The organism is Streptococcus sp. SCPM-O-B-15294 (M123) (assembly GCF_058200455.1).
Map to the genome: position 1 here is coordinate 1 of NZ_JBYQGU010000021.1, position 22,033 is coordinate 22,033.

Here is a 22,033-nt window from a genome sequence, read left to right on the forward strand (position 1 = left end):
GTAGAAAGGTCAGATGACCTTTTTTATTTTGTAATGAAAAAAGGCCGAGTGGCCTTTTTCTTTTATAAGAGTTGGTACTCGTCAATCAGCATGATGGTTTCTCGTCCCTTATTATCGACAATTCTAACTTGTCTTGGATAATAGGGGTCGAAGGGAATAAGGAAATCAACTGCAATTTCTAAGGGGAAGTCTTTTTGACTGAATCGTAAAGTTGTTTTTCCTTTTCGATTGATGAGTTCAAATTTTAGAACAGAGTTTAAGGGATAGACATGTTTGAGGTAGTTGTCAATGACATACCAGAAACTATCAATAATATCATCTGGTAAACTGGTCATTACACCAAAACTAGCATAGCGACCTCGAGTATTTGTAAACGCCATAGTATCTCCCTTCCTCTTTTTATTAAGTACATAGTACTTGTTTTAAGTGGATATTGCAAGTATTAAGTTCGAAAAAAAGAGCTTTCGCTCTTTTCAACTTTATTTATTTCGCAGTTCAACATAACGGTTGTACCAAATTTTGATGTATTCCTCAGAGAAAGGACCTAATTGATTGTTGATCCAATCTACAAGGATTTTGACATTTTCTTTTAGGATAAAGTCAATGTCATCTGAATAGTTCATTTTACGTTTGTGCTGTTCGTATTCTTCTACGTCCAGCAGTTTCTTATCACCACCAGGAAAAACTTTGACATCAAGATCATAATCAATATACTTTAGTGCCTCTTGATCCATATAAAATGGACTGGCTAGATTACAATAGTAGGACACTTCATTATCGCGGATCATAGCGATGATATTGAACCAGTACTTCTTATGAAAGTAGACGATTGCTGGCTCTCTTGTAATCCATCTTCTACCATCGCTCTCTGTAACGAGAGTATGATCATTGACGCCGATCAGTGCGTTTTCCGTAGTTTTTAGTACCATGGTGTCCCGCCACGTTCGGTGGAGACTTCCATCATGTTTATAACTTTGAATTGTAATAAAGTCGCCTTCTTTAGGTAGTTTCATAACTTACCAACTTTCTACAATCTAAGTACATCCTCTATATTGTATCATATTTTCATGAAAATAAGGGATTTTCATGTGAATTTTTATTTAAAGGAATTCGCGAAGAGCTGTAGAAATGTCAGAGTAGTCGTAGCCTTTGCGCGCTAGTGCTTGAGTGAGGCGTTGTTTGAGCTCGTAGCCTTCGTATTTTCTAGAATATTTTTGATGTTGTTTTTCCAGTTCCTTCATAATTAGGTCGAGTGTTTGTTCTTCATCTGGCTCGATATCCAATTGGTGATAGGCTTGCTTGGCTAATTCATAACTGAAGCCTTTATTGATAAGATTTTGTGTGATTTTATCTTTTAAGGCTCGTGGTGGAAGTTTTTTAGCGTATTGTTTGGCTAATTTTTGGGCAGTTCGTTGAGCTACCTCGGAAAAATCAAATTCTGAGGTGATCTGATCTATATAGTGGGAAGAGACTCCTTTTTGAATGAGCTTTTGCTTGAGGAGATAGAGTCCCTTGTCACCTGAGAGGTGATTGGATTGAAAGATAGCCCGAGTATAGGCTAAGTCATCGATCCATTTGTCTTCTTTTAAGGTGTTTATGACGGTTTCAATAGTGGATTCGTCGATTTCATGCTTAGCTAAGTAGTCGCGAACTTCGCGAACTGTACGGGCTTTAAAAGAAAGGTGATAAAGGGCTAAATTCTTAGCGTGGGAAAGCTGAGCAAAGGTTTGGATTTCCTTGAGTTCTTCCTGGCTAATTTCCTTATCTCGTGAAAGCATGAAGCGGACGATGGTGTCTTCTGTAATGTAGAGGGATTCGGCTTGATCCAGCTCTAGAAGGTAGAGACGTTTTTTCTTTTCTAATTTGGTGATTTTCATAGGCTTCCTGTTTCGTTTCAGTTTTATTTCGGGTTATGATCAGTCTTTCTCTCTATATTATTCGTATTCTTATTGAGAAATGGTCTGTAATTCCTTGTTTTTCTTTTCAATTCTATCATATTCTAAACGAATGAGAAACTACATGGTATAATAGACATATGAATCTAAAAGTTAAACAAAAAATTCCTTTGAAAATCAAGCGAATGGGAATTAATGGAGAAGGGATTGGCTTTTATAAGAAGACCTTGGTCTTTGTGCCTGGGGCCTTAAAGGGTGAAGATGTCTTTTGCCAAATTACTGCGATTCGAAAGAACTTTGCAGAAGCCAAGCTCTTGTCTGTCAACAAGGCTTCCAAGTATCGAGTAACGCCAACCTGTGATATCTATGAGACCTGTGGGGGCTGCCAGATCATGCATCTGAAGTACAGCAAGCAGTTGGAGTTCAAAACGGACTTGCTGCAGCAGGCCTTGAAAAAATATGCTCCTAAGGGGTATGAAAATTATCTGATCCATCCGACGCTTGGGATGGAAAAACCACAGTATTATCGGGCCAAACTTCAATTTCAGACACGTAAATTTAAGGGGCAGGTCAAGGCTGGTTTGTACGCCCAAAATTCCCATTATTTGGTGGAATTAAGGGACTGTCTGGTCCAGGATCCGGTCATTCAGGAAATCGCTAACCATGTAGCGGAGTTATTGACCTATTACCAGATTCCGATTTCAGATGATCGGAAGCAATTGGGTGTTCGAACCATCATGGTTCGTCGGGCTCGTAAGACTGGACAGGTCCAAATGATCGTGGTGACAAGTCGGCAGATTAATTTAACAGACTTGGTGGCAGATCTAGTAGCAAAACACCCTGAAATTGTGACGGTGGCAGTCAATCTGAATACCTCAAAATCCAGCGAGATCTATGGAGAGAAAACACAGATTATTTGGGGACAGGAGACCATTCGAGAAGGGGTCTTGGATTATGAATTTTCCTTGTCTCCTCGGGCCTTTTATCAGTTAAATCCTGAGCAGACCGAAGTCCTCTATAGTGAAGCTGTCAAGGCCTTAGATGTATCCCCAGAGGATCATTTGATTGATGCCTACTGCGGGGTTGGGACCATTGGTTTTGCTTTTGCGGATAAGGTCATGAGTGTCCGGGGGATGGACATTATCCCTGAAGCGATTGAGGATGCCAAGTACAATGCTAAGCAGATGGGATTTGCTAATACCCACTATGAAGCTGGGACGGCTGAGGAAATTATTCCTCGTTGGTACAAGGAAGGCTATCGGGCAGATGCAGTCATTGTGGACCCGCCACGGACAGGACTGGGTGTTCAATTGATTGACACCTTGCTGCGCTATGCCCCTCAAAAGATGGTCTATGTTTCTTGCAATGTTTCCACCCTGGCGCGGGATCTTGTGGACTTGACCAAGGTGTATGATGTCGTCTACATCCAGTCAGTGGATATGTTTCCCCATACGGCTCGGACAGAGGCTGTGGTGAAATTAGTCAAGAAAGCTTAATCGAATAGGGATCAACAATGGAAATTTGGCAAATCATGTATGAAAAGGCCAATCAGAGGGCCAAGCAGCTCTCCCGGTAGGAGCGTTAGTTTCCTAGGAGCTTAGATGAGAGAAGAATGTGAGTGTGAAAGATGGATAATAAAATTGATGTATCGATTCCCGTTGCTCAAGTCATTGATCAACATCCGGAAGTATTGGACTTGTTGGTGGAGTTGGGCTTTAAACCCTTAGCCAATCCGATCATGCGCAATACAGTTGGGAGCAAGGTTTCCTTGAAGCAAGGATCAAAGTTAGAAGGCACTCCTATGGAGAAGATTGTACGAACACTAGAGGCCAATGGCTATGAAGTAGTGGGGCTAGACTAATGAGTGATGAACGAATTCATGTCTTAAGAGATATCTTATTAGACCTTCATCATGGAGCTTCTCCTGAGTCGGTTCAGGAACGGTTTGATGCGACCTTTAGTGGGGTGTCTGCGATTGAGATTTCCCTCATGGAGCATGAACTGATGAACTCTGATGCAGGTATCACCTTTGAGGATGTCATGGAGCTGTGCGATGTCCATGCCAATCTCTTTAAGAACGCTGTACAAGGGGTCGAAGTGGCAGATACCGACCATCCAGGCCATCCAGTTCAGATCTTTAAACAGGAGAACTTAGCCCTTCGGGCCGCTATGATGCGGGTCCGTCGCTTGCTGGATAATTATGAGACGACGGAGGATCCTGAGATGATCCAGGAGATTCACAAAGGCCTCTTGCGTCAGTTGGGCTTGGTGGGTCAATTTGATCGGCATTACCGTCGCAAGGAAGAGTTGATGTTTCCCATTATGGAGCGCTATGGGCATGATTCCCCCCCTAAAGTCATGTGGGGAGTGGATGACCAGATTCGAGAACTCTTTGCGAAAGCGATGGACGCGGCCAATAAACTACCAGATTCGGGTATTTCTGAAGTCAAAGAGCGCTTTGAAGCCTTTGCGCAAGAGTTTGAGGCTATGATCTTCAAGGAAGAATCGATCCTCTTGATGATTTTGCTGGAGGCCTTTAGTCAGGATGATTGGCTCTCCATTGCGGAAGAAAGTGATGCCTATGGTTATGCCATTATCATTCCGAGTGAGAAATGGGTGCCAAAACGCGTGGACTTCAAGGAAGAAGGAGTAAGAGAGACAGAAGGTTCAGGTGAGGCCCTTCCTTCTTCAAATGGAAGCGAGCACCGCCAGGTTATTGAGACTCCTGAGGGACAATTGACCATTACCTTCACGCCTAAGAAAAAAGAAGAGAGCTTCGACCGTCAACAACCACAAGCTTTTGGCCATGGATTTTTATCGGTGGAGCAAGCGAATTTGATCTTGAACCATCTACCGATGGAGATCACTTTTGTCAATAAGGATGATATTTTCCAATATTACAATGATGCAGCGCCTTTTGAGGAGATGATTTTCAAACGGACGCCGTCGCAGGTAGGACGCAATGTCGAATTGTGTCACCCGCCAAAATACTTGGAGAAGGTCAAAGCCATCATGCAAGGGCTTCGAGAAGGCAAAAAAGACAAGTACGAAATGTGGTTCAAATCCGAATCGCGTGGGAAATTTGTCCATGTCACCTATGCAGCAGTGCGTGATGAAGCTGGAGACTTTCAAGGTGTCTTGGAATATGTCCAGGATATCCAACCCTATCGGGAAATCGATAGTGAATTTTATAGAGGATTGGAGTAAGAATGAGCTACGAAAAAGAATTTATGAAAGAATTTGAGGCGTGGATCAAGACCCAGGTCATGATCAATGAGATGGCCCTGACAGAAAGCAAGAAGGTCTATGAAGAAGATCAGGACGAGCGGGCCAAGGAAGCCATGATTCGCTATGAGAGTCGCTTGGATGCCTATCAATTCCTTCAAGGGAAGTTTGCTAACTACCATGAGGGGAAAGGGTTCCACGATCTTCCAGATGGCTTGTTTGGAGAGAGAACCTATTAAAAGCTCTTTGTGAAGGCCTTTTACCGGCCGGATTTGGCTGAAAATAGTGCAATGACTTGATTTTTCGAGGGATTGTGTTACAATAAAAAAGTTGAACAGACATCAACGAATTATCGAAAGTAATATTGGTGATGAAACCTTGTTGCCTTAGGGATTGATCACTGGATACGTAGGAGGAAAAATGGCAAAGAAGAACGTTAACCGTGCGAAACAATACAAACATCAAAATAGACATCTTTTGAAAAAAGCTGTCGCAACTGTAGGAGCAGCTGTTAAAGAAGCGCCTAAGAAAGTTGAGAAAGCAGCAAAAGCAGTAGCGAAAGAAGTGAAACAAGCAGCTTCTTCAGTGGAAGAATTCGCTGCAAGCTTGGAAGGTGTAGCACTAGATCGTGCGCAAACATTCTATGATGAAGGTATTCGCTCTGTTGCGGACTTCGCAAACTGGACAGAGAAAGAGTTGTTGGCCCTTAAAGGAATCGGCCCAGCTACCATCAAAAAATTGCAAGAACTTGGTGTCAAGTTTAAATAATCGCTTTTGTGATTTCTTGCTATTTCCAGGAAAACTTGATAAAATGAAGCTGTTAGAGGTGTTTTGAGTCCCACATTTTACAGAAAGTGGCGGTGCTGAGAAGTCTACAAATGTGTCAAAACTAGTTGCTAATGGATGAAAAATTGAAATAAAAATGTCTTTTTGTTTAAAAGACGAGAGTTGCGGGCGTTGCCCGAAATTGGGTGGTACCGCGGATAAACATATTCGTCCCTGTCATGTAGATGGCAGGGGCGATTTTTCTTTTACCCCCCTAGCCCTAGTTGAAGGAGCTTGTCATGAAACAATCTTTTAAAACCAGCAAACTCTACTATGGTTTTCCGATTTTCATCTTGGGGTATCAGGACCAGAACTTTGGGCACAATATCACGACCTGCAGCTCCTCTTATAGCCTTGGAGATTGGCTGGTCATTGGAGTTGGTGCTGAGGAAAATGCAGCTGACCAGATTAAGCATTATCAACAGTTCAGCGTGAACATCCCTGACGAAAATCTCATGCTTGAGATGGAGCAGGCTGGTTTTATCAGCCATCGGGAGAAATTGGAACACTTGGAGCTTGATTTCGAGATTTCTGAACGGACTCAGGCTCCGATTTTGGAGGCCTGTCCAGTCGTATTGGATTGCCAGGTGGATCGGATTATCGAGGAAGATGGCATCTGTCATATCTTTGCCAAAATTCTTAATCGACTGGCTGATACAGAGCTCTTGGACGACAAGGGTCATTTTAAAAATGACCGCTTTGCGCCGACTTACTTTATGGGGGACGGCCATCAGCGCGTTTACCGTTATCTAGATGACCGAGTCGATCCCATGGGAAGCTTTATCAAGAAAGGGAGGAAGAAGAATGACAAGAGCTGAACTGCCAGAACGAATCGAGACCGAGCGTCTAGTCTTACGAGTCCGTACCGTGGCGGATGCTGAGGATATCCATGCTTACGCCAGTCTTCCAGAAGTCTCCTACCCAGCAGGTTTTCCACCCGTCAAGACCTTGGAAGATGAAATCTATTACCTAGAACATATCCTTCCTGAGCGTAATGAAAAGGACAATCTCCCAGCAGGCTATGGAATTGTTGTAAAAGGGACCGATACCATCATCGGCTCTGTTGATTTCAACCATCGCCACGAAGACGATGTGCTAGAACTTGGCTATACCTTACACCCAGACTATTGGGGTCGAGGCTATGTGCCAGAAGCAGCGCGTGCCTTGATTGATCTGGCTTTTAAAGAACTGGGGCTTCATAAGATAGAATTGTCTTGCTTTGGCTACAATATCCAAAGTCAACGAGTCGCTGAGAAACTTGGTTTTACCCTCGAAGCTCGCATAAGAGACCGCAAAGATGCTCAAGGCAACCGCTGTGATGATTTGAGATATGGCTTGCTGAAGAGTGAGTGGGAGGTTTTTTAAGTGAGTAAGATATATCTTGTTTCTATAAGCCTTAAGAGGAGAAATGATGAGAAGTAGTCAGATTCAAATATTAGACGCTTGGATTACAGTGGAACAATTGTCAGAAGGGGATATTGAAAAAAGTGATTCTAAGTATAAGATTTTTCAAGGGAATGACTATCAATCGATATTAAAAGAGTTTTTAAATCGTCAAAAATTAAAATCTAATTCTGGGGTTGTTGTTTATTGTGGAATTTTCCCTTTTCAAAAAATAATTAAATTGTTAAGAGGAAAATACAATTTAAAGGCGACTGAGGAAGAATTGGGAAGATCTTCTTATAAATTTACTTTTGCTCTTTATTTTGATAATGATTTGAATTTCTTACCAGATAAATTGTTTTTAACCATGGGTGGCCAAATTTGTAAAGATGAAGGGTTACCGAATGATTTCTGGAAGACAGAAAATGAACTTCGAGAACAGTTGGGGCAGGCATTTCTTGATGGAGAGTTCAACGCAGTTTTAAGTGAACTTCTGAATAAGTATAAAATTTCACCAAGTGATTGTAGATATCTTTTTGTTAAGAATTTTGATGACGAAATAAACTTACATTCATTCTTTCTAAAGGATTTGAAATTAGCAAAATTAATTAATAATGAAAATCTTAATCGGTACTTATCAGGATCTGCCTCTGAAAGGATCAATTTGGATAGTAATAAAGAATCTTCCAATTTTAATCCAAATGATTTAGAAATTATTCTTGAACCGAAAAATTATCCATTAGGAAGATTTCCTAGTAACCCTAAATTTGCTCTTTCCATGATGCAACAAGTAGCTGTAAATCTAGCTTCAAATGCAGGCAAGGATATGAGAAGTGTCAATGGTCCTCCAGGGACTGGTAAAACGACACTTTTAAAAGATATTTTTGCAGACTTGGTAACGGAACAGGCGAGAATTATTAGTGAACTACCGACTCCTAAACTAAAAGGGAATCTAGTTTATCATGACAATCCATATCTTATTGCGAAATTGCCAAAGGAGATTGCAGATAAAGGAATCGTTGTTGCGAGTTCTAATAATGGTGCTGTTAAAAATATTGTTAATGAATTACCCCAAAGAAAAGAAATCTATCAGAATTCAAATTGGTTAGATGAGTTGGAGAAAATTGATTATTTTGCTGAAATCAGTAATGATTTACTACTAGAAGATGAGGATGTTTCTAACAATACAAAATATTGGGGATTATTTTCGATAGAAGGTGGAAAAAAACAGAATAGAGACCGTCTACAAAAAGTTGTAGAAGCAATAGAACAAGAGTTGAATTCAGATAAATTTCAATCGAATCCCTTATTATATGAAGAGTTCAAAATTCAATATCAGAAGTTAAATGATAAAAGAAAAAAGATGCAAGATATAGCGGATAAGATTCGATTGCATGGTGAACTGAAAAATGTGTACCAGCAACTTGAATTTGAATTTCAGCAGGATAATGCTAAGAGATGTATAGAACTATCTAAAATACGGGATAAACAGACTCAATTAGAAAATAGTAAAAAGGAAAAAGAGACGGAGTTGTCTAAGCATGAGCATATTATTTCTATATTAAATGTTAACAAACAGATAGCAGCGCAAGATGTTGAGTTGATAAAATTACAAACTCCACGCTTTCTATTGCTAAAGAGACTTTTTACACCATCGAAATTAGATACTTATTTTATGAGCTTGAATCAAGCGAATGAAAATCTAAAAGCGGAAATGAAGAAGGTACATGATGAAAGCCGATATTGCCACGTTTTGCAAAAAGAGATTAAAAAGTATGAAAATGAATTAGCTCAACTGAGTCATAGACAACAGTTGTATAATGAATGGAAATCTAAACAAGAAAATAAATTAGTTCGTCATCAGGAAATAATTTCAATATTACAATCTGAACTTGCTGCCTCTCCTGTAAAAAAATTGGATTTTTCTGCCCCATATGAAAATCTCCAAGTATCAAATTTTTGGTTTGATGATGACTATCGAGAAGAGCAAAGTCGTTTGTTTATAAAAGCACTGGCTGTTAGGAAGCAATTTCTATATGACAATAAAAAGCATTTTAAAAAAGCATTATGGATTTGGAATAACCCCCAACGCTATTCAATGAGAGACAATGCTAGTGATTTATATAAAGCTGCGTGGGATTGGGTTAATTTCACTATTCCAGTTATTAGTACAACTTTTGCAAGTTTCAATTCCATGTTCTGGTGTTTACCTGAAAATAGTATCGGTAACGTATTTATTGATGAAGCAGGTCAGGCATTGCCTCAAGCTAGTGTGGGAGCGATTTTTAGAAGTAAACGTGTTTTGGCTGTGGGAGACCCTGCTCAAATACAACCAGTACAGACTATAGATAAAAATATTTTAGGATTCTTAGCACAGCACCATAAGATAGTATCTAAATATCTTCTATCATCAACGCAGGAATTGATAGATTCTGCTAGTAGATATGGCTTTAAAAAACAAGATGGAACATGGATAGGACTTCCTCTTTGGGTTCATCGACGTTCTAGTGATCCTATGTTCAGTATTTCTAATAAAATTTCTTACGACAACTTAATGGTTCAAGGAAAGAAAGAAGCTCGAGGCGTAGGCGCATGGTTTGATGTTATCGGGGGTGCTAAGGATAAATTTGTTTCTGAGCAAGCTGATTATTTGAAGGAAGAATTGAAGAAACGACATGAGGAATTTAATGATATTTATGTAATAACCCCTTTTAAAAATGTATCAAATCAACTAGCAAAAGAACTGGATGAAATTGGTTTTACAAAGAGAGAAAATGGAAAACCTGTAAATGTAGGGACTGTACACACTTTCCAAGGAAAAGAAAATAAGATTGTGTATTTTGTTCTTGGAGCAGATAATATGAGTGAGGGAGCTGCTCGCTGGGCGGTCTCTGAACCAAATATCTTAAACGTTGCAGCGACTAGAGCTAAAGAAGAGTTTTATATTATTGGGAATAAGTCCCTTTACAAAGCTATACATAGTCCTATTATAAGAGATACTATTAATATTTTAGATGCTTATCAAAGTAGCTTAGAAAATAATTAGAAAGGACACACACATGTCTAAAGAACTTTCACCTAAATACAATCCAGCCGAGGTTGAGGCTGGTCGTTACCAAAAATGGCTTGATGAAGATGTTTTCAAGCCTTCAGGCGATAAAAAGGCTAAGCCTTATTCTATCGTTATTCCACCACCAAACGTAACTGGGAAACTCCACCTCGGTCACGCTTGGGATACTACTTTGCAAGATATCATCATCCGTCAAAAACGCATGCAAGGTTTTGATACACTTTGGCTTCCTGGTATGGACCATGCTGGGATTGCGACTCAGGCTAAGGTTGAGGAGCGCTTGCGTGGCGAGGGCATCAGCCGTTATGATCTCGGTCGTGAAAAATTCCTTGAGAAAGTCTGGGAATGGAAAGACGAATATGCCACTACTATCAAGGAACAATGGGGCAAGATGGGACTCTCTGTTGACTACTCTCGCGAGCGTTTCACGCTTGACGAAGGTTTGTCAAAAGCAGTTCGCAAGGTCTTTGTGGACCTTTACAAGAAAGGTTGGATCTACCGTGGTGAGTTTATCATCAACTGGGACCCAGCAGCTCGCACAGCCCTTTCTGATATCGAGGTTATCCATAAGGATGTCGAAGGTGCCTTCTACCACATGAACTATATGCTAGAAGACGGTTCACGCGCCCTTGAAGTTGCGACTACCCGTCCTGAGACTATGTTTGGGGACGTTGCCGTTGCGGTCAATCCAGAAGACCCACGCTACAAGGACCTGATTGGTAAAAATGTCGTCCTTCCAATCGCTAATAAATTGATTCCAATCGTTGGGGACGAACACGCAGATCCTGAGTTTGGTACTGGTGTCGTTAAAATAACGCCTGCCCACGATCCAAACGACTTCTTGGTTGGTCAACGCCATAACTTGCCACAAGTTAACGTCATGAACGACGACGGAACCATGAACGAGCTTGCCTTCGAATTTGCAGGTATGGACCGTTTTGAAGCTCGTAAGGCAGTCGTTGCTAAGTTGGAAGAAATCGGTGCCCTTGTTAAAATCGAAAAACGTGTCCACAGTGTTGGTCACTCAGAGCGTACAGGTGTAGTGGTTGAGCCACGCTTGTCTACGCAATGGTTTGTGAAGATGGATCAATTGGCTAAGAACGCCATTGCCAACCAAGATACAGAGGACAAGGTAGAATTCTACCCACCTCGTTTCAACGATACCTTCCTCCAATGGATGGAAAATGTCCACGACTGGGTCATCTCTCGTCAGCTCTGGTGGGGTCACCAAATCCCTGCTTGGTACAATGCTGAGGGTGAAATATACGTCGGCGAAGAAGCTCCAGAAGGCGACGGATGGACTCAGGACGAAGACGTCTTGGATACGTGGTTCAGTTCTGCCCTTTGGCCATTCTCTACCATGGGCTGGCCGGATGTCGACTCAGAAGACTTTAAACGTTATTATCCAACATCAACTTTGGTGACTGGTTATGATATTATTCCTTTCTGGGTGTCTCGGATGATTTTCCAAGGTTTGGAATTTACTGGCAAGTCGCCATTCAAAAATGCCTTGATTCATGGTCTCATTCGTGATGAGCAAGGACGCAAGATGTCGAAATCTCTCGGTAACGGGATTGATCCAATGGATGTTATTGATAAGTACGGAACAGATAGCCTTCGTTGGTTCCTTTCAAACGGTTCTGCACCAGGGCAAGACGTGCGCTTCTCTTACGAGAAAATGGATGCTTCATGGAACTTCATTAACAAGATCTGGAACATCTCTCGCTACATCCTCATGAACAATGAAGGTTTGACCCTTGAGCAAGCAACTGCCAATGTGGAAAAAGTTGTTAACAAGGAAGCTGGAAATGTCACTGACCGTTGGATTCTCCACAACCTCAATGAAACCATCGGAAAAGTCACTGAAAACTTTGATAAGTTTGAATTTGGTGTGGCTGGCCACATCCTCTACAACTTCATCTGGGACGAGTTTGCGGACTGGTACGTTGAGTTGACCAAGGAAGTCCTTTATAGCGATAACGAAGAAGAGAAAGGCATCACACGTTCTGTTCTCCTTTATACTTTGGACAAGATTCTTCGTCTCCTTCACCCAATCATGCCATTCGTAACAGAGGAAATCTTTGGACAAATCTCAGAAGGCTCTATCGTTACAGCAGAATACCCAACTGTTAACCCAGCCTTTGAAGACCTTGTTGCCCACACTGGTGTAGAAAGTCTCAAAGACTTGATCCGTGCTGTTCGTAATGCGCGTGCAGAAGTAAACGTTGCGCCAAGTAAGCCAATCACCATTCTTGTGAAGACTAGCGATAGTGACTTGGAAGCCTTCTTTAACAGCAATGTTAACTACATCAAACGCTTCACAAATCCAGAACACTTGGAGATCGCATCAAACATCCCTGCACCTGAACTCGCGATGTCAAGCGTCATCACAGGAGCAGAAATCTACTTGCCGCTGGCAGACCTCCTCAATGTCAAAGAAGAATTGGCTCGTCTCGACAAGGAACTAGCTAAATGGCAAAAAGAACTGGATATGGTCGGTAAGAAGCTCTCTAACGAACGCTTCGTAGCCAATGCAAAACCAGAAGTCGTCCAAAAAGAACGCGACAAACAAGCCGACTACCAAGCTAAATACGACGCGACCGTAGCTCGTATTGATGAGATGAAGAAGTTGGTGAAATAAACACAGAAACACGGCGGAATGCCGTGTTTTTTTGGTATAATGGTGAAGAGAAACTTTCACTATATTGAAAGATATTATTACACAATAATAAATAAGTGAAAATCATATATTATTAACTATAAATTAGGTGGAATTATAGTTTTAAACTATGAAGAAAATAATATTTTGTTATAAAGGTAGGACAATATTATGTACAAGCTTGAAGATTACACAGACGTTCAATCGTATATTGAATTGTTGATTAATAATAAAAACAAAGAATATTCAAAAAATGATATCCTAGATCTCCCTATTGAACGTTATAAAGATTTTTTAAAAGAAGGGGATTGCCCCCAAGAAGCATGGAAAGAATTAGTAGAAGAGTTTTTTAAGCTATATGAAGATATAGATATTGTTAAATTAGGGAGAAATCGATCTGAAATAAGAATACCTACAAATAGAGGTTCTAGTTGGAAAAATTATGAATCTAGACTGAAAAAGCAAGGATGGAATTTGAATAGTATCGAGACTCTTAAAAAATCTACTGTAGAAATACTTAGCTACTTAAGCAATTCGAAAGAGAATAGTGGAATTTCGAAAGGTTTGGTTCTAGGAAATGTACAGTCTGGAAAAACTGCAAATATGTCCGGGGTTATTTCTATGGCTGCAGATTTGGGATATAATTTCTTTATTATCTTATCTGGAACTATTGAGAACTTGAGGAACCAGACTGCAAATCGCTTGTATAATGACGTTAAAGATACAAGAAATTTGAATTGGAGATTAGTAGATAGACCAAACTTAAAAAACAACATCGCTGATCATAAAATATCAACATTTTCATTGGAAGAAAATGCTAGAGATAGGTATTTAACCGTATGTCTAAAAAATAAAAGTCGCCTTGAAAATCTAATACGTTGGCTTTACTCAGATGAAAACAAGTCTAGACAATTAAAGATTTTAGTGATTGATGATGAAGCTGACCAAGCAAGTATTAATACTAATAATATCGAAGAACAAGATCCAACAACAATAAACAAACTAATTAGAAAATTGGTTAACAAAGATAATGTAAAAGCAATGAACTATATTGCTTATACAGCAACTCCATATGCAAATATATTAAATGAAACTACTGGAAATTCCCTCTATCCAAAAGATTTTATTGTTGTATTGCCTCAATCAAGTGACTACATTGGTCCTGAAGAAATGTTTGGAACATCAGAACCGGAACAAGTACAAAAAATTGATATCGTTAGAGAAATTAGTGATGATGATGTTCAAATCATTAGAAGACTAGGAAAAGGTGAAGAGATTCAAATACCAAAATCTTTAGAATTAGCTATTAATTGGTTTATCATTTCAACCGGTGCAATGCGTCATCTAGGATATAGAAAACCGATTAGTATGCTAATACACACCTCTTTTAAAGTTAGTGAGCATGAATTGATTGCTAATGTAGTTGCCTACTATATTAGAAAAGTTCGAAAGAATCCTTGTAAATTTTTCAAAAATCTAAAGAATCTCTATAATAATGAAAAAATAGACTTTAGTAAAGAGAAATTTTTAGAGAATATGAATAATTATAGTTCCCCAGGAGATGTACCGTCTTATCCTGAGTGGAAAGACATCAGAGAACAGATTGAGAGAATTTTCCGTTTGGATGATGATGAGTATCTAAGTCATGTTCAATTAACCGATGAAGGCGTTCCTAAATATCACGAAGGTTTTCATATTGCAATTGATAATAGCAAAATGACATCTGCTGATGAAATGATTAGATTAGTTTATCCAAATTCTATAAATGCTACTAAACTAGCTCCTGCTTTCATTGTGATAGGAGGAAATACTCTATCTAGAGGATTAACTATCGAAGGGTTAGTATCTACGTTCTTTTTAAGAAAAACTAATCAAGCAGATACTTTAATGCAAATGGGACGGTGGTTTGGCTATAGAAAAGGGTATGAAATATTCCCTAGAGTATGGATGGAGTACGACGCGTATGAACGGTTTCAATTCCTATCTCAACTAGACTATGAATTGAGGTCGAATTTAGTAGAGTATTCTAAAAGAAATCTTACTCCAATAGAAGTTGCTCCAAAAATAAAAAATTCTCCAGACTATCAGTTAGTCAGGATTACTTCAGTTAATAAAATGCAATCTGCTATTTCAGCTGAATTTAATTTTTCTGGCTTTAATTCTCAAACTGTTTTTTTTAAAGACGATATGGAACAATTAGCTCATAACTTCCGTTTAACTGAAACATTTCTAAATTCACTTGGAACACCTCAAAAGTCTACAGCTTCAGATTCTAAACTAGTTTGGAAAGATATTGACTCAGTCCAAGTTGAAAATTTTTTACAAGAATATCAGGTTATTTCCGAAGATAAACGGATGGCAACAATAAATAATCTAATTGAATGGTTGAAAGAAAATAATCATACAATTAATGACTGGAATATTGTATTATCAAGCAAAGGTAAAATTGAATTGGCAGATGTTGATAGCGATTGGAATATTCATGGTTATAATCCTAAGGGAGTAACACGGACGAAATTAGTTCCCGGTAGCAAAGGAGAGATTGTTTCAATTGGTGTATTGCGTCAACCTGATGATTTGATTGCTGATATTGATGAACTTAATCCTAATGAGAAGAAAGTTGTGAAAATGGATGATATTCGCGAGTTGAGAAATTCTAAAGGACTTGAGAAAACTCCTTTACTAGTAATTTATAGAATTGATAAGGATAGTGAACCAGCAAATAAACTATCCAAACGAAGAGAGAAACTAAACTTCAGTCATGATATAATTGGGATAAATATTTTGATACCAAGTTTTATTGATGTTTCAACAAAAAATATTACAACTCAATTGATGCCGTTGATTAAATCTATTGATGATTAAGGGAGACAAAATATTGAAAATAAAAATTGCTACAGATGATCCTCAAAGCATGGCTCAGGATGGCGCCTCGATATTGCGATCACTTCAAAACAAATCCATACCATTGCTTGATTTAATAGTGCGCGAATCAATTCAGAACAGTTTAGATGCTGGAATTGACGGTGTAGGAAATACAAGAGTTGATTTTCATTTTGGAGATTTTGATGCGGATAATTTAGCTAGACATCTTGAAGGAGTATCTGATGAACTTTTATCAAACTACTGCAATAGAACAAAATTTTTAGCGATATCTGATAAAAATACTTTTGGATTGACGGGAGCTATATCAGGAGACTATCATGATGATTTGGTAAATTCTAACTTTCACAAACTGGTTTTTGGAATAGGTAAGAATCAGGAGAAAGAAGGTGCAGGAGGAAGTTGGGGATTAGGAAAGACTAGTTTTTTTAGAATAGGAAATGGAATAGTTATTTATTATACCAGAATTAAAACAGCAAATTCTTACGAAGAAAGATTAATAGGTTCTTTAATAGAGAATAGTAAATTGGAAGAAAGATTACTACCGAAGTCAAACAGAGGAATTGCTTGGTGGGGTGAAGAGGGGGTTAATAATCAGATTCTTCCTGTTACAGATCCGGATAAAATAAAGGAGATTTTAAATCTATTTAATCTTAAACCTTATCAAACCAATGAGACGGGAACTACAATTCTTATACCTTATCTTAGAGAAGAAATTTATAATATGCAAGATCACGGCTCGTTACATTATTGGATGAGTGATTTGAAATCATCAATAAAAATGTCTGTTTTAAGATGGTATTTTCCTAGATTAATGAATATAACTTATAAAAGTCATTTTAAGTCCAATATGCTTGTGTGTTCAGTTAATGAAGAAATTATAAATGTCGAATCTGAAGCTATATTTAATATTTTTCAAAAGTTATATAATTCAGCATTATTAGGATATTCTGTGACTGATAAAGTTGTTGTTCATCCCATTAAACTTAGCAGAAAAGCTTGCGAAGATAACAGCAAACCTCTAGGTTTCATAGCTTATATAGAAGCTTCTGAAGAAGACTTAGAAATGGGTCCTCCAAATAATTGTCCTTCTCCTTTAGCATATATAGGCAAAAGTCCGTCGACAGAAGCTTCAACTGAAACTAAGATTTTCTCGTATTGTAGACAACCTGGAATGATTGTAGAATACGACTCAGATAATTCTTGGTTACCTAGTTCCAAAATTCTTGAAGATAGACATATGTTAATTTCAATTTTTGTTCCAGTCTCCAAAGAAAAACTTTCTCCTAGATTTTATCCCAACTTTCCTACTTTAGAGTCTTATTTACGAAGTATAGAAAATGCTGACCATGCTAATTGGCTTGATGAAAATGGGTTTACTCTTATTAAGAGATTAAAAGATGGAATTCGTAATTCTATTCTTACTGATTTTGAAGAAAATGAATTTTCAGAAACAGGAACTGAGACAAGTAGACTATCAAAAGTGTTAGGAAAATTTCTTCTCCCTCCAACAGGATATGGTAAAAATTCAAGTTTAGATATTAATAGCGGAAATCGACAAAGTAGGAATGCTGGACTCAAATGTAGTTTATCCATCGATTCTGTTAATATTGTCGATGGAATGAAAGTGATTTTGAAAGTTAAGGTTAGGGTGCCTAGAAATCATAAAGCAAAGGTCAAGCTTCTCCTTGAAACTCAAGACGGTCATATCGATTATAATAAATGGCATGATGACTTTGAGGATATTCCATATCCATTTAGTATTATATCAGTTAAAGACTTGAATAATTCTTATTTTAAAAATTTAAATGATTTTACAAATCAAGGAGAAGTTATACTTCCGCTTGTTGATCAAGATATTAGGACCGATCTAGAAATTATTGTCCTTAAAAATTCAAATCAGTATAGACCGACGATAATTATCACTCAGTAAAAGGGAGAAACAATATGAATACTTTTAACTTATTTAAACAAATTGATGAAGAGTTAGAAGAAAAAATTGGCCTTAATATCAGTGATTATTTTCTAAATTATGATACTGATGTAGAAAAAAAAGAAATTCTTAACTCTGTTGAGCCAAATACCATTCAAATAATGTCTGACCTTGATAGCAGTTGGACAGCAGATTATGACAACTTAACAATTAAGCAAACAATAAAAATTGAGAATCCTTCATACTTATTCGGGCCCGACGGAGTTACTTTGGAGAAAAACAAGCTTGGAATTGGGGTGCATGTTCATTCCAGAACTTCAATGTTTCAGGAAACTATTGCAATGGCTGAAGTTTGTAAAAATGATATACCTCTGTCATTTGATTTAGTTTATTCATTTCCAAAAGGGAAATTAAGAGGAAAAGTACATATAGAAACATTTTTTTATGTTAAAGAATTAAATGAGACTTATCCTACACATGCAGATTTACAAGGTATGCGAGTTTCTCAAAAGAATATTTCAGAACTCATCTTGATTATCGATGGCGCGGGTTCTATGTTCCCTATTGGAGAATTTGAAGAAAAGAATGGTCCTCTATGGAAATTAAAAATTAACAATTTCAATCCCGCTGAAGATTTATTTTCTACTGACAATATAAATTTGTTACTTAACAAATCCCATAGCCTATTTAAGCAATTGAAAGAACGCAAGACGGCTCTTAGTAGAGGACTTATGTCAGAAATTGTTTCTCAAGCCATGTCTCTCATTATCGACAAGGTCATAAAAGAGATTGAAGATGATGAGATTATTTCGGATTCAGCTGATGGAACTATTCTTTCAATTGTTAATTACTGGATTTCTGTTTTTGAAGTTGAAACTAGTGATAGTGTGCGTATTTCAAACTCATTAAAACTAGCCTTAGAACAAATTTTATCAGAGGAGTAATGAATGATAAATTGGGAACAAATTAATTATGATATTACCAAAGCTACTGTCGAATTTAATTCATTAAATAACATAAATCCAATTGCTATTACAACTAATTTGAGTTCAGAATTTAAATATATTAGGAAACTCTTAATACAAGCTCGAGATGACATTTTTGATGAGTATCATTTAGATGCTGCTGAAAAGTTGGGATATAATTTTGATTTATTGTTTGCAATTAAATTATATGAAATACTAGGGACAAATAATAATTTTTGTAATAGAGTAGCGTCAGATGATGACGTTTGGAGATTTTTATCAATCAGAGTTATTCCAGACATAGTTCATAGCCGATGGGGAATGAATGAAACAAGATATATAACTTCTAGAAGAATTTGGCTAAAAAATATATGGTGGTACATACACTTATCTTGGAATGGCAGTTCGAAAAGAACATATGAGATATTAAAAAATAATACTACAGATACGATTCAGCAATTAGTTGAACGGCCAGGTGTTGGTTACTACGTTTCCTTATATAGAGAAATTATGTTTCAATATTCTACAATCAATGATCCTAGTAGATTTTTGTTTCGAAAGGTTCTTAAGTTAAATACAGCACTTTTACCAGTAACATATCCTGAACTTATTCCAGGCGGTATTAAAAAATATGTAGGATATCTTTTTAGAAAGGTTCAATAGTTTTGCTAATTTTAAATAATATCTTTGAACATATTTTTTTGAAGAACGTTAATCAAATTAAACGAATACGTATTTTAACAGGATATACTTCAGGAATTTTTTTAAAGTTTTTTGTTAAAGAATTTCCCAATATACCTATAGATGTCTATATAGGTATGGCACAACAAGGGATTAAAAAGAATGATCATGATATATACTTAAAACTCTCTAAAGAAAGTAGTTTTAATTTGTACTATCAAGTTGCTGGAAAAGATACTCATATGAAACTATTTGAAATTGAATATTTTAATCATAAAGAGACATATGTTGGTTCAGCAAACTTTTCTTTCTCTGGGATGTTTGAGCAGAATGAGCTAATGACACTAGTAGATTCAGTTTGTGATTCATTATTTTTGGATCAATTTAATAGATCAATAGAAGTAAGTGATCCTAAGGTAGTTGGATTACTCTTAGATTGTGATGAAGATTATACTGGAACAGATGACATTTCAATAACTGATGAAAATCAAGTTAGGTACAGTCGTATCTGCAAACCTTATACTATATCATTTCGTCGTAATTCTGTCTTTTTAAGTAAGTTTCAAGTCCCCCTTGTTACAGATACACTTAACTGTAAAATTTATAATAAAGATGGTAAAACAATTATTTGTTTTCCAAGTAGCTTTAGAGTACGTACGAAGTTTCCAATCAATAAGAGAATTAGCTTATTCTATGAGAATATTGAATTACAATGTCTGGTTTATGGTAAATTCAATGGAAAGTTGCAATTCGAAAATCGAAAATTAGAAGAAATATTAATGGAAAAATTCCAATGTAGTTTGGATATGTTAGAACAAAGATTACTTACTTTAGGTGCTTCGAATTTACTATTTGAGAGGATCAATGAAACAGAGTATATTATCTCTTTTTAAATCAAAAATATAGTAAAAATTATAGGAGGTTTGTGAATTTTGTTAAAAATGATTGAGACATTCAGTGGTATAGGAAGCCAAACGCAAGCTTTAAAAAATTTAGGAATTGAACATAAAGTAGTTGCAATTGCTGAATGGGATATTAATGCAATGTATGCATATGATATATTACATAATGGAAAACAAGATATAAAAAGCTTAAGACACCATACGAAAGAATCGTTAATAAGTATCCTTTCAAAATATAACTTATCTAGCAATGGTAAAAATCCTATAACATTAAAGGCTTTGAAATCAATGTCTGTAGCTCAATTAAAAGCCATATATATTTCTATAAAAAGAAATAATAATTTAGTTGATATATCGGAAATACATGCTCAAGACTTACCAGATGCAGATATTTTGACTTATTCTTTTCCTTGCCAGGATCTATCTGTTAGTGGACATTGGCATAATAATACAAGTGGTATAGATAGAGATGCTGAAAATCGTTCAACGTTATTATGGGAAATCGAAAGAATCTTGAAAGAATATGTTGCATCTCAAAAGAAACTACCACGGTTTCTACTAATGGAGAATGTTAGTAATATTTTGTCAAAAAGGCATATTGATAATTTTAATGAGTGGAAAGAGTTTCTATGCAATATTGGGTATATAAATAAGGTCTACACTTTAGATGCTAGAAATTTTGGAGTTCCACAATCAAGAGAAAGAACGTTTATGGTTAGTATCTTATCCGAAAATTCTAAAGAGAATGAAGTCATAACGGATTATTTAAGTAAGAATGACTTACAAACATATAAAATTGATAAGTGTAGAAATTTACGTGATTTTTTAAGATTGGATTATTCTTTAACAAAATATAAACAAGAAGCAATTGAGAGTACTCCTAGGTTTACTGAATCAAGAAAAAAAATTTACAATGAAAATATTGTACTTGCCATTGGAACTGAAATCATAGAGTCAAATGCCAAAACGGTGACTACAAAGCAAGATAGAAACCCCAACTCCGGTATTATAAAATATGATAAAAATAATTATTTGGTGGAATGGAATACTTATTATAGAAACTTAACTCCTAGGGAGTGTTTTATGTTAATGGGATTTAAAGAAGAACAATTTGATTTGTTGATGTCTAATAATTTTGAGAATAAGAAAGGAACGATGTTTTTAACTATGAGTAAATTGAATAAGATGGCTGGAAATAGTATTGTCGTTCCGATTCTTGAAAAAATTTTTGAGCAACTAGATGATCTTCGGAAAGAAGTATTGTTTTTGAAAAATTATGAAAGTAGGGAAAAAGTATAATTTTAAAAATAAACCCTATTTCAGATACGCATATAGTTTTATTATATATAAATAAGAATTTGGTTTAATATTATGTTCATTTTTATTTGATTGTAATTTTATAGTTGGATGATCAATAGCTACTCAGTTAAGTTATTTAAATTCATGTATTGTTACTTTAAATGGGTAATTAAAGAATTAATCCAAATTCAAAAACGGTGAAATCGGCATTGATTTTATCTGGATTGATGTGGATAATCCTCCTGCAGATGCGATTGGTTGGGTTGCGAAAGCTTCTTCATCCACAGAATACAAAAGAACCTCCTAGTTTATC

The 22,033-nt window shown here is 36.9% G+C and carries 18 protein-coding genes; 15 read left to right on the forward strand and 3 right to left on the reverse strand.

Translation table 11 applies throughout. From position 1 onward, the window contains the following. Positions 1-62 precede the first annotated feature (62 nt). From AC3E8G_RS09880 to recX, 3 genes are all read right to left on the reverse strand, one after another. Positions 63-380, reverse strand: coding sequence for a DUF960 domain-containing protein (locus tag AC3E8G_RS09880; protein WP_048690403.1), 318 nt, complete (start codon positions 378-380; stop codon positions 63-65). A 99-nt stretch (positions 381-479) separates the two neighbouring features. Beyond that, the gene (gene ntdP / locus AC3E8G_RS09885; protein ID WP_048715843.1) at positions 480-1,013 is read right to left on the reverse strand and encodes a nucleoside tri-diphosphate phosphatase; all 534 of its coding nucleotides are present in this window, start codon (positions 1,011-1,013) and stop codon (positions 480-482) included. A gap of 87 nt (positions 1,014-1,100) precedes the next feature. Next, entirely contained in the window at positions 1,101-1,877 is a 777-nt protein-coding gene (gene recX / locus AC3E8G_RS09890; RefSeq protein ID WP_490677635.1) for a recombination regulator RecX, read from the reverse strand. Between the two features lie 158 nt (positions 1,878-2,035). Between recX and rlmD the strand changes: the two genes are divergently transcribed. From rlmD to dcm, 15 genes are all read left to right on the forward strand, one after another. Then, on the forward strand, positions 2,036-3,391 hold the full coding sequence (gene rlmD, locus AC3E8G_RS09895; protein WP_485770554.1) for a 23S rRNA (uracil(1939)-C(5))-methyltransferase RlmD: 1,356 nt from the start codon (positions 2,036-2,038) through the stop codon (positions 3,389-3,391). Positions 3,392-3,522: 131 nt separating this feature from the next. Then, complete coding sequence (locus tag AC3E8G_RS09900; protein WP_485770552.1) at positions 3,523-3,756, forward strand: DUF1858 domain-containing protein; 234 nt, start codon at positions 3,523-3,525, stop codon at positions 3,754-3,756. Beyond that, a complete protein-coding gene (locus tag AC3E8G_RS09905; RefSeq protein WP_485770550.1) occupies positions 3,756-5,102 on the forward strand; it encodes a DUF438 domain-containing protein in 1,347 nt (448 codons plus the stop codon). The genes AC3E8G_RS09900 and AC3E8G_RS09905 overlap by 1 nt, the downstream gene beginning before the upstream one ends. A gap of 2 nt (positions 5,103-5,104) precedes the next feature. Next, a complete protein-coding gene (locus AC3E8G_RS09910; protein ID WP_006596820.1) occupies positions 5,105-5,359 on the forward strand; it encodes a DUF1912 family protein in 255 nt (84 codons plus the stop codon). A 181-nt stretch (positions 5,360-5,540) separates the two neighbouring features. Further along, positions 5,541-5,888: a helix-hairpin-helix domain-containing protein gene (locus tag AC3E8G_RS09915; protein ID WP_048715836.1), complete on the forward strand. Its 348-nt coding sequence runs from the start codon at positions 5,541-5,543 to the stop codon at positions 5,886-5,888. A 296-nt stretch (positions 5,889-6,184) separates the two neighbouring features. Then, positions 6,185-6,763 carry a flavin reductase family protein gene (locus tag AC3E8G_RS09920; protein WP_233332075.1) on the forward strand — a complete coding sequence of 193 codons (579 nt, stop codon included), beginning with the start codon at positions 6,185-6,187 and terminating at the stop codon, positions 6,761-6,763. Further along, positions 6,750-7,310 carry a GNAT family N-acetyltransferase gene (locus tag AC3E8G_RS09925; protein ID WP_490677636.1) on the forward strand — a complete coding sequence of 187 codons (561 nt, stop codon included), beginning with the start codon at positions 6,750-6,752 and terminating at the stop codon, positions 7,308-7,310. The genes AC3E8G_RS09920 and AC3E8G_RS09925 overlap by 14 nt, the downstream gene beginning before the upstream one ends. A gap of 46 nt (positions 7,311-7,356) precedes the next feature. Further along, on the forward strand, positions 7,357-10,374 hold the full coding sequence (locus AC3E8G_RS09930) for a DEAD/DEAH box helicase (RefSeq protein ID WP_490677637.1): 3,018 nt from the start codon (positions 7,357-7,359) through the stop codon (positions 10,372-10,374). A gap of 13 nt (positions 10,375-10,387) precedes the next feature. Continuing rightward, positions 10,388-13,039, forward strand: coding sequence for a valine--tRNA ligase (locus AC3E8G_RS09935; RefSeq protein ID WP_490677638.1), 2,652 nt, complete (start codon positions 10,388-10,390; stop codon positions 13,037-13,039). A gap of 189 nt (positions 13,040-13,228) precedes the next feature. Continuing rightward, positions 13,229-15,922 carry a Z1 domain-containing protein gene (locus AC3E8G_RS09940; RefSeq protein WP_195348386.1) on the forward strand — a complete coding sequence of 898 codons (2,694 nt, stop codon included), beginning with the start codon at positions 13,229-13,231 and terminating at the stop codon, positions 15,920-15,922. Positions 15,923-15,935: 13 nt separating this feature from the next. Next, positions 15,936-17,873 (forward strand): hypothetical protein, encoded by a 1,938-nt coding sequence (locus AC3E8G_RS09945; protein WP_229050207.1) that lies wholly within the window; start codon positions 15,936-15,938, stop codon positions 17,871-17,873. Between the two features lie 14 nt (positions 17,874-17,887). Further along, positions 17,888-18,817, forward strand: coding sequence for a hypothetical protein (locus AC3E8G_RS09950; protein ID WP_490677639.1), 930 nt, complete (start codon positions 17,888-17,890; stop codon positions 18,815-18,817). 3 nt (positions 18,818-18,820) lie between these two features. After that, positions 18,821-19,501 carry a DUF6339 family protein gene (locus tag AC3E8G_RS09955; protein WP_195348384.1) on the forward strand — a complete coding sequence of 227 codons (681 nt, stop codon included), beginning with the start codon at positions 18,821-18,823 and terminating at the stop codon, positions 19,499-19,501. A 2-nt stretch (positions 19,502-19,503) separates the two neighbouring features. Then, on the forward strand, positions 19,504-20,412 hold the full coding sequence (locus AC3E8G_RS09960; protein WP_195348383.1) for a phospholipase D family protein: 909 nt from the start codon (positions 19,504-19,506) through the stop codon (positions 20,410-20,412). 48 nt (positions 20,413-20,460) lie between these two features. Further along, the gene (dcm, locus tag AC3E8G_RS09965) at positions 20,461-21,720 is read left to right on the forward strand and encodes a DNA (cytosine-5-)-methyltransferase (RefSeq protein WP_195348390.1); all 1,260 of its coding nucleotides are present in this window, start codon (positions 20,461-20,463) and stop codon (positions 21,718-21,720) included. The last annotated feature ends 313 nt before the right edge of the window (positions 21,721-22,033 follow it).